Annotated in this window: 8 protein-coding genes; 4 read left to right on the top strand and 4 right to left on the bottom strand. The window is 65.8% G+C overall.

From position 1 onward, the window contains the following. Positions 1-494 (bottom strand): hemophore (locus WB785_RS02655; protein ID WP_424077146.1); only part of this gene is annotated, 494 nt, incomplete at its 3' end. A gap of 228 nt (positions 495-722) precedes the next feature. On the opposite strand from WB785_RS02655, the gene WB785_RS02660 reads away from it, so the two are divergent. Genes WB785_RS02660 through WB785_RS02670 form a run of 3 tightly spaced genes read left to right on the top strand, consistent with a single transcriptional unit; the run spans position 723 to position 4644 of the window. Next, complete coding sequence (locus WB785_RS02660; RefSeq protein WP_424077147.1) at positions 723-3704, top strand: MMPL family transporter; 2982 nt, start codon at positions 723-725, stop codon at positions 3702-3704. Beyond that, complete coding sequence (locus tag WB785_RS02665) at positions 3701-4225, top strand: XRE family transcriptional regulator (protein ID WP_424077148.1); 525 nt, start codon at positions 3701-3703, stop codon at positions 4223-4225. Before WB785_RS02660 ends, WB785_RS02665 begins: the two co-directional genes overlap by 4 nt. After that, positions 4225-4644, top strand: coding sequence for a CoA-binding protein (locus tag WB785_RS02670; RefSeq protein WP_424077149.1), 420 nt, complete (start codon positions 4225-4227; stop codon positions 4642-4644). Before WB785_RS02665 ends, WB785_RS02670 begins: the two co-directional genes overlap by 1 nt. A 5-nt stretch (positions 4645-4649) precedes the next feature. Here the strand turns inward: WB785_RS02670 and WB785_RS02675 are convergent, their stop codons facing one another. Next, a complete protein-coding gene (locus WB785_RS02675; protein WP_424077150.1) occupies positions 4650-5339 on the bottom strand; it encodes a hypothetical protein in 690 nt (229 codons plus the stop codon). After that, positions 5336-5956, bottom strand: coding sequence for a hypothetical protein (locus WB785_RS02680; protein WP_424077151.1), 621 nt, complete (start codon positions 5954-5956; stop codon positions 5336-5338). Before WB785_RS02680 ends, WB785_RS02675 begins: the two co-directional genes overlap by 4 nt. Positions 5957-6098: 142 nt before the next feature. Between WB785_RS02680 and WB785_RS02685 the strand changes: the two genes are divergently transcribed. After that, the gene (locus WB785_RS02685; protein WP_424077152.1) at positions 6099-8093 is read left to right on the top strand and encodes a M13 family metallopeptidase; all 1995 of its coding nucleotides are present in this window, start codon (positions 6099-6101) and stop codon (positions 8091-8093) included. 48 nt (positions 8094-8141) lie between these two features. Here the strand turns inward: WB785_RS02685 and WB785_RS02690 are convergent. Then, on the bottom strand, positions 8142-8945 hold an 804-nt coding region (locus WB785_RS02690; protein WP_424077153.1), incomplete at its 5' end, for a L,D-transpeptidase.

The following is an 8945-nucleotide window of genomic DNA, read 5'->3' on the forward strand; positions in this document are numbered from 1 at the left end:
GCCCCGGGTACCGCACCCTGGGCCCCGGACACGGCCTGCGCCGCCGCATTGGGTAGACCAGCTGGCAGGCCACCGGGCAGCGCGCCCTGGGCGCCCTGCATCATGCCGAGCACCTGGGGAAGGCTGATCGGCATCTTGCACCTGCTTGACAGGCCCGCAAGCGGGAGCGCGATCGTCTGCATGTCGCTGGCGGCCTTCGGGTTGGCGTCGAAGTAGCCCTTCAGCGAGTTGACCGACTGGGGTCCCGCCGGCTCCTGCAAGACGGTGGTCATCGCCTGGTTGGTCTCCGGATGCCCGTCCAGGTAATCGCCGGCCGACCGGGCCACGTTGCCGATCGCTCTCGCCATCTCGCTGGCAGCACAGGGGTCAGACGCACCTACCGCCGAGGGCGCCGACAGCAGCACCACCGCGGTGGCGCCAGCCACTGCGGTGGCGGTCAGCACGCCAAGCAGCCGTCGGCGCAACGTCGCAGCATTCCCAGTCAGGGAAGTCATACAGAACTCCTTAGTGGCTTGCGGGCGAACGCCCAGAGGCCATCCTGCCATCGACTCCGGCAGCGCGCCCAATTCAGCCGCCACGAAACTGCTCACACCCGATCAGCCTCGGGCACCGTTGCCGAGTTGTTGCAGCTCAGCGAGCCTTAAGCGGCCTCGCCACATAGCCTGCTGAGGTAGGCTCGGCCGCAAAGACCTGATGCGTGGGAGACCGAAATCCAGCACTTCATGATGCGCCTAAGCAGCAACCTGCGCAGATTCCGCTGGCTGGTCTTCACAGGTTGGTTGCTCGCGCTGCTCCCCGCGATTTACCTGACCGCGACTCAAGGGGGTCACCTCACCGGCGGTGGCTTCGAGGTGGCCGGATCGCAATCGCTGCGTGTGCACGACGAGCTCGAGGCGCATTACCCCGACCAGGGCACGTCACCGTTGGCACTCGTGGCGGCGCCACGCGCTGATGCCAGCTACCAAGACATGAACGCCGCTGCGGAGTTTTTGGAGCAAGTCGCCGGCCAGGTCTCCGACGTCGCGGTGGTGAAAAATCCGGCCCAGCCGGCCCCGCAGCCCGACCGGCCGTATGTGGTGTCGTTGCGCCTGGACTCCTCGAACAACAGCAGCGCCAGCGACGCCGCGAAGAAGTTGCGAACAAAGATCGGCGTCCAGGGCGTCCGGCCGGGACAGACGGAAAACGGCCATGTTCGGCTATATGTGATCGGCCAGGGCGCGCTGAGTACAGCCGCGGCGGCCAACACCAAACACGACATCGCCGCGGCGGAACGCTGGAACCTTCCGATCATCCTGATTGTGTTGCTGGCGGTGTTCGGTTCGCTTGCCGCGGCCGCGATCCCGTTGACATTGGGCATCTGCACCGTCGCCATCACCATGGGACTGGTTTATCTGCTGTCGGCCTACACCACGATGTCGGTGTTCGTCACCTCGACGGTGTCGATGTTCGGCATTGCGCTGGCGGTCGACTACTCGCTGTTCATTTTGATGCGCTTCCGGGAGGAACTGCGCGCCGGACGTCAGCCCCAAGAGGCGGCCGATGCGGCGATGGCGACGTCCGGCCTCGCCGTGGTGCTGTCCGGGATGACCGTCGTCGCCTCGCTCACCGGCATCTACTTGATCGACACCCCGGCGCTCGCGTCAATGGCCACCGGAGCGATCCTCGCGGTGGCGGTCGCGATGCTGAGCTCGACAACCTTGACACCGGCGGTGCTGGCGACGTTCGGCCGCGCAGCCGCCAAGCGATCGGCGGCGCTGCACTGGTCGCGGCGACCCGAAACAACCCAGTCGCGGTTCTGGAGCCGCTGGATCGGTTGGGTGATGCGCCGGCCGTGGGCATCGGCGATCGCGGCGTCGGCTGTTCTCATCACCATGGCGGTGCCCGCCCTGTCGATGGTGCTGGGCAATAGCCTGCTGCGGCAATTCAACTCGTCACACGAGGTTCGCGCCGGCGTATCGGCGGCCGCCGAGGCGCTCGGTCCCGGCGCGCTGGGCCCGGTGCAGGTGCTGGTGACCTTCCCCGACGGCGACGCGTCGGCGCCCGCCCACGCGCAGACCCTCGCGGCGATCCGTCACGAGATGGCGCAGGCGCCCGGCCCCGGCGTGTCGGTGACCCCGCCGGTGTTCGCCGACAACAACACCAGCGCCCTTTTGTCCGGTGTGCTGTCGGTGGATCCCGAGGATCTGGGCGCGCGCAGCAGCATCGCCTGGATGCGGGCCCACCTACCGGCGGCGGCGGGGGGCACCGCGCAGGTCGACGTCGGCGGGCCGACCGCGCTGATCAAAGACTTCGACGACCGGGTGGCTGCGACCGAGCTGCTGGTTTTGGTTTTCGTCGCGTTGATCGCCTTCGTGATGCTGCTGGTCTCGATTCAGTCGGTGTTCCTGGCGTTCAAGGGCGTGCTGATGACGGTGCTGTCGGTGGCCGCGGCCTACGGCAGTTTGGTGATGGTCTTCCAGTGGGGCTGGCTGGAGAAGCTGGGGTTCGCGCCGATCAGCTCGATCGACAGCACCGTTCCACCGCTGGTGCTGGCCATGACATTCGGCTTGTCGATGGACTACGAGATCTTCTTGCTGACCCGAATCCGGGAACGGTTCCTGCAATCCGGTCATACCCGCGACGCGGTGGCCTACGGCGTGAGCACCAGCGCGCGCACGATCACCAGCGCCGCGTTGATCATGATCGCGGTGTTCATCGGTTTCGCATTCGCCGGCATGCCGCTGGTCGCCGAGATCGGGGTGGCGTGTGCCGTCGCGATCGCGGTGGACGCCACGGTGGTGCGGCTGGTGATGGTGCCCGCCTTAATGGCGATGTTTGCCCAGTGGAACTGGTGGCTACCAGGCTGGCTGCACCGCATCCTGCCGTCGGTCGACTTCGAAAAGCCGCTGCCCACAGTCGATCTGGGCGACATAGTGATGATTCCCGACGACATCTCTGTACCTGTGGTGCCCGGTGCAGACCTGCGGATCGTGTTGAAGTCTGCAGCCCGACTCAAACACCTGGTCCCAGACGCGATCACGGTGGCCGACCCGTTGGCCTTCACCGGTTGTGGACGCAACGGCGGACTGCGAGGACACGTCAAGGGCGGCGACGACGCCGCCACTGCGCAGTTGGCCGCGACGGGGACGCCGGCCGGGACCAACGACCATTCGATGGCCAAGAAGTTCGTCGGCGGCTTGTCGCACCGCAACGGCGTCGGCCGCGCCGCACCCCGCGCGGTGCGGCCGATACATCCGGTCACGCTGTGGCGCGGTCGACTCTCGGTTGCGCTAGACGCGCTGGAAACCCAGGCGGAGACTGACCATCCGACGTTCGAGCGACGCAGCCCGGTGGAAACCACCCACGTGCAGTTGCCTACCGGTGATCGGCTGCAAATCCCGACCGGCGCGGAGACGCTGCGGCTCAAGGGCTACCTCATCATGTCGCGCAACAGCAGCCGTGATTACGCGGAATTTGCTGAGCTGGTAGACACGATGGAAGCCGAGACTGCCGCATTGGTGCTGGCCGGTATGGATAGGTATTACTGTTGTCAGTCACCTAGGCGGCAATGGATCGCTACCCAGTTGGTCCGGCGGCTCGCGGATCCACACCCAACGGATCTCGACGACGAGCAGTGGCCCGGACCGGATGCGAAGGCAGACTGGGAGGAGGTCAGGCAGCGCTGCCTGTCGGTGGCGGTGGCGATGCTGGAGGAGGCGAGGTGACGTTGGCAGCCGACCGACGCCACGGACCGTCGCCGCATCGACCGCCCGTCCGCCGCAATGTTGAGCGGCCAGTGGAGTTCTGGCCCACCTCGGCGATCCGCTCGGCCCTGGAAGGTGGCGATATCGCCACCTGGAAGCAGATCGCCGTGGCGATCAAGCGCGACCCGTTCGGGCGCACTGCTCGCCAAGTCGAAGAAGTTCTGGAGAGCTCGCGGCCGTACGGCATCTCCAAAGCGTTGGCGGAGGTGCTGGACCGCGCCCGCGCCCACCTAGAGGCCAACGAGCGCAACGAAGTGGCCCGCCATGTGCGGGTGCTGATCGAACGATCGGGGCTGAAGACGCCTGAATTCGCGTCTCGGATCGGGGTGCCCGTCGACGAGCTGAACGGCTACCTCGCTGCCACGACCAGCCCGTCGGCGTCGTTGATGATCCGGATGCGCCGGCTTTCTGACCGGTTCGCGAAAGCCAGAACTCAACAACCGGCGCAGCCGCCGCCCCAGCGACCACCCCGCAGCAACTGATGCTCGGACAGCCCGACGAGGCGACGCTGCGCCGCATCCTGGCCGAAACCCACACGATCGCCGTGGTCGGCGCATCGGACAAGCCGACACGGCCAAGCCACGAAATCTATACGTATCTGATCTCGACCGGCCAATACCAGGTCTTCCCGGTCAATCCGACGATCGCCGAAATCGACGGTGCACCAGCGTATTCCCGGTTGGCCGATTTGCCGGTGATACCCGACATGGTCGACGTGTTCCGGCGATTCGACGAGCTGCCATCGGTACTGGCCGACGTGCTAGCCCTCGAGGAACGTCCGAAAACCCTTTGGCTGCAAGAAGGTTTGTGGCATGAGCAAGTGGGCCGCGATGCCGAGGCAGCCGGAATGCAAGTGGTGATGGACCGTTGCCTGATGGTTGACCACGCCAGGCTGCGCTGAGCTCGTTAGCGAGCGTTGATCGGCGACACGTCGAGCACCAGCCAATGGTCGCTTCGTTTGCTCAGTGCGATGCGCAGCGCCAGCACGGTGTTGTTGGGAGGCTGACCCGGTTCGTTCTGAGTAGCGCGCAGGACCACCGCCACGGCGGCCGCAGAGGGCCCGATCGCTTCGACGCCGGCCTCCAGCGTCGATGCCGAAGCGGTGACGTTTCGATGTGCCAAATCCGCTGTGGCCTTTGCGAAATTGTCTTTGAACGCGGTCGCCTGCTCGGGCACCATCATGGTTGCGGCGCGATCGATCGAGGCCGTCGGTTGCTGCGGCGAGAAGGTGGCCGTCGCCTCGGCCATCCCGGTCGCTACCCGCACCACCTCTGCCGCGTCGGCCTTCAGACGGCGATCCGGCAACGTCCAGTGCGTGTAGCCGGTCAGCACCGCCGACACCACCGCCACCGCGCACAGCGCGACTACCGCCAACCGGAGACCAGGCGCGTCGTCGTCGGTGCCGACGGTGACCGAATCCCGGCGCAGCAGCCAGACATTCACCGCCACGCCCTGGACGATCAGCAGCACCAGAATCGAACACGCCGACACCCACCACCACGGCCAGGCCAGAACGACCCCGATCGCCAACAGCGCGGCGATCGCGGCCACCGGTGCCGCGATATCGAATACCAGTACCCGCCAGGCGTTCCTCATCGGATCGACTCGAGCCGCGAGATCATCGGCTTGCCGTCCACGTCGGAAACCCCCAACCGCAGGTTCCAGTGCACAGTCTGCGGCTTGCCGCCGGTGTTCTCGCTGACCGACGTGGCGACCACCAAGAGCGTGTCGGTGCGACTCGCGATCGACGCCGGCAGTTGCTCGGCGGGCGCAGGACGAGGGGCGCCCGGCTGAGTGTCCAGGTCGTGGTGCACCGTTTCGAACGCCACCGCCTCGACCTGACCGCGGCTGGTCGACTGCAGCCGCTGCACCACTTGCTGATAGGGCTGCATGGCAGAGTCGAAATCGGCGTTGAGTTCACCGACGGTGCCGTCGTGCAGCCGTTGCAAGCTGGCCGCGACGTTGCCGGCGTTCATGTTGATCAGCACGCCCGTCCACTCGACGGCAGCCTGCATGGCTCGGCTCTGATAGCCGCGTTCGTCCACATCACTGCGATGGGCCAGCCAGATCGTCGCACCCAGCGCGATCGCGGCCACCGAAAGCGCTCCCAGCGCCGCCGATGCGACGCCGTAGCCGGAGATGAAAGGGCCCTCGAAACCATCGGGGTATTCGTCCGGCGCCGTTTCATCGGCTGGCTCGGTCTGCTCGGGCATGGCCGTGAGCCTAGCCGGGCGACGATGCAGAGCCCGCAGGGCGATGAGGTGGGGGTACCCCCAGCCGCGCAGCGGCGAGGGGGCGAGCCCGGCAATCGAACGTAGCCGGGCGTGCAATCGCGGAGATGGTAAGGATGGTGTGGTGACCGTAGAAGTTATCCGCTCGGGCATCGACCTGAGCAACGTCGACGTTGGCGCCCGTCCCCAAGACGACCTGTTCGGCCATGTCAATGGCCGCTGGCTGGCCGAGTATGAGATCCCGGCCGACCGCGCCACCGACGGTGCCTTCCGCGCGCTGTTCGACCGGGCCGAAGTCCAGGTGCGTGACTTGATCACCGAAGTCAGCCAGAACACCGGGTCTTCTGAGGTGCCCGGCACCGACGAACAACGCATCGGCGACCTGTACGCCAGCTTTCTCGACGAGGGCATCGTCGAGCGCCGGGGTGTGCAGCCGCTACTCGACGAGTTGGCCGCGGTTGACGACGCCGCCGATCCCGACGCGCTGGCGGCCGTCGTCGGCGCCCTGCAACGTACCGGCGTTGGCGGTGGGGTCGGGCTGTATGTCGACACCGACTCCAAGAACTCCAGCCGCTACCTCGTGCACGTGAGCCAGTCGGGGCTGGGACTGCCCGACGAGTCTTACTATCGCGACGAGCAGCACTCCGAGCTGCTGTCCGCCTACCCCGAGCACATCGCGCGGATGTTCGCGCTCGTCTACGGCGGTGCGCCCGACGACCATCGCCAGACCGCCGCCAGGATCGTGGCGTTGGAGACCAAACTGGCTGCCGCGCATTGGGATGTGGTGAAGCGCCGCGACGCCGACCTTACCTACAACCTGCGCACCTTCGCTGATCTGCAGGCCGAATCACCGGGTTTCGATTGGTCCGGCTGGGTGAACGCGCTGGGCAGCACACCGGATGCGGTAGCTGAACTTGTTGTGCGCCAACCAGATTACCTCACCGCTTTTGCCGGACTGTGGCGTAGCGAAGATCTCGACGACTGGAAGAACTGGGCTCGGTGGCGAGTCATCCACGCCCGCGCTGGATTGCTGACTGATGCGCTGGTCGCCGAGGACTTCGCATTCTACGGCCGCAAACTCACCGGAGCCGAACAGATCCGCGAGCGCTGGAAGCGAGGCGTCGGTCTGGTCGAAGGAATGCTGGGCGATGCAGTCGGAAAGCTCTACGTACAAAGGTATTTCCCGCCTGATGCCAAGGCGCGAATCGACGTGCTGGTCGCCAACTTGCGCGAGGCATACCGGGTCAGCATCACCAACCTGGGCTGGATGACCCCGCAGACCCGGCAACGCGCGCTGGCCAAGCTGGACAAGTTCACCGCCAAAGTCGCCTATCCAATGAAGTGGCGGGACTACTCGAAGCTGGTGATCGACCGAGGCGATCTCTACGGCAACTACCTTCGCGGCTCCGAGGTCAACTCCGACCGGGAGCTGGCCAAGCTGGGCGGTCCCGTCGACCGCGACGAGTGGTTCATGACCCCACAGACCGTCAACGCCTATTACAACCCGGGGATGAACGAAATCGTCTTTCCCGCAGGTATTTTGCAGCCGCCATTCTTTGACCCCGAGGCCGACGACGCCGCCAACTACGGCGGTATCGGCGCGGTCATCGGCCACGAAATCGGCCACGGCTTCGATGACCAGGGCGCCAAATACGACGGCGACGGCAATCTGGTCGACTGGTGGACCGACGATGACCGCACCGAGTTCGGCGCCCGCACCAAAGCGCTGATCGAGCAGTACGACATCTATACGCCGCGCGGGCTCGACAACGGCCATCATGTCAACGGCGCATTCACCGTCGGTGAGAATATCGGCGATCTGGGCGGTCTTTCCATCGCCTTGCTGGCGTATGAGCTGTCGCTGAACGGCGAAACCCCGCCCGTCATCGACGGTCTCACCGGCGTACAGCGGGTATTCTTCGGCTGGGCGCAGGTGTGGCGCACCAAATCCCGTGATGCCGAGGCGATTCGGCGGCTAGCTATCGACCCGCACTCGCCGCCGGAGTTCCGCTGCAACGGCGTCATCCGCAACATCGATGCCTATTACGACGCCTTCGATGTCGCCGAGAGCGACGAGCTGTATCTGGACCCACAACAGCGAGTCAGGATCTGGAACTAGGTAACGTCTCAACGCGAGCAGTCCCCCGCAAACGGGGACTGCTCCGCGTCAGAGCTGCCAGTCGTTGGAGCCGTCGTTCTTCGAGTAGGTCCCCCCGGTGGAGTTCTTCACGACGATCGGATCGCCGGTACCGAAGTTACTGAAGAACCACTTGGCATTAGACGGGCTGATGTTGATGCAGCCGTGGCTCACGTCACGCTTGCCCTGATCGTCCACCGACCACGGCGCGCTGTGCACGTAGTCGCCACTGTTGTCGAACCGGACGGCATCCTCGACGTTGACCTTGTAGCCCCAGGTCGAATTGACCGGCACGCCGTAGGTGGACGAATCCATCACGACCGTGGCCTTCTTGTCGAGTACGTAGTAGGTGCCGTTCGGCGTCTGGTGACCCCCCGCCGCCATACCCATCGACATCGGGATCGTCTTCTCGACCGTCCCATTGCGGGCGACGGTCAGCGTGTGCGTGGCGTCGTCGGCCGTCGCGATCAGCTGGTCGCCGGTCATGAAGTCCGACATCGTGCCCGCGGCGTCGATGTGCACCGCCGTGTGCGCGGGCCAGAAGCTCAGCGGACGCCACCGTAGCTGGGTGGGGGTCACCCAGTAGAACTTCCCGGAAACCGGCGGAGTCGACGAAATGTGGATCGCTTGTTCGGCCATTGCGGCGTCCGCGATCGGCCGCTGAAAGTTGATGACGACCGGCTGAGCAACCCCCACCGTCGATCCGGGGGCCGGTTGGAACGACGGCGGCACGAACGGCGGCTCACCGACGAACGGCGAGGGGTTCTGCCCGGTAACCGGGCCGGCCGGCGCCGCGGCCGGAGTTGCTGCCGGCGGTGCCAGCGGGTCACCCGG

This window comes from Mycobacterium sp. (assembly GCF_049585075.1).
In the GTDB taxonomy this organism is placed as follows: domain Bacteria; phylum Actinomycetota; class Actinomycetes; order Mycobacteriales; family Mycobacteriaceae; genus Mycobacterium.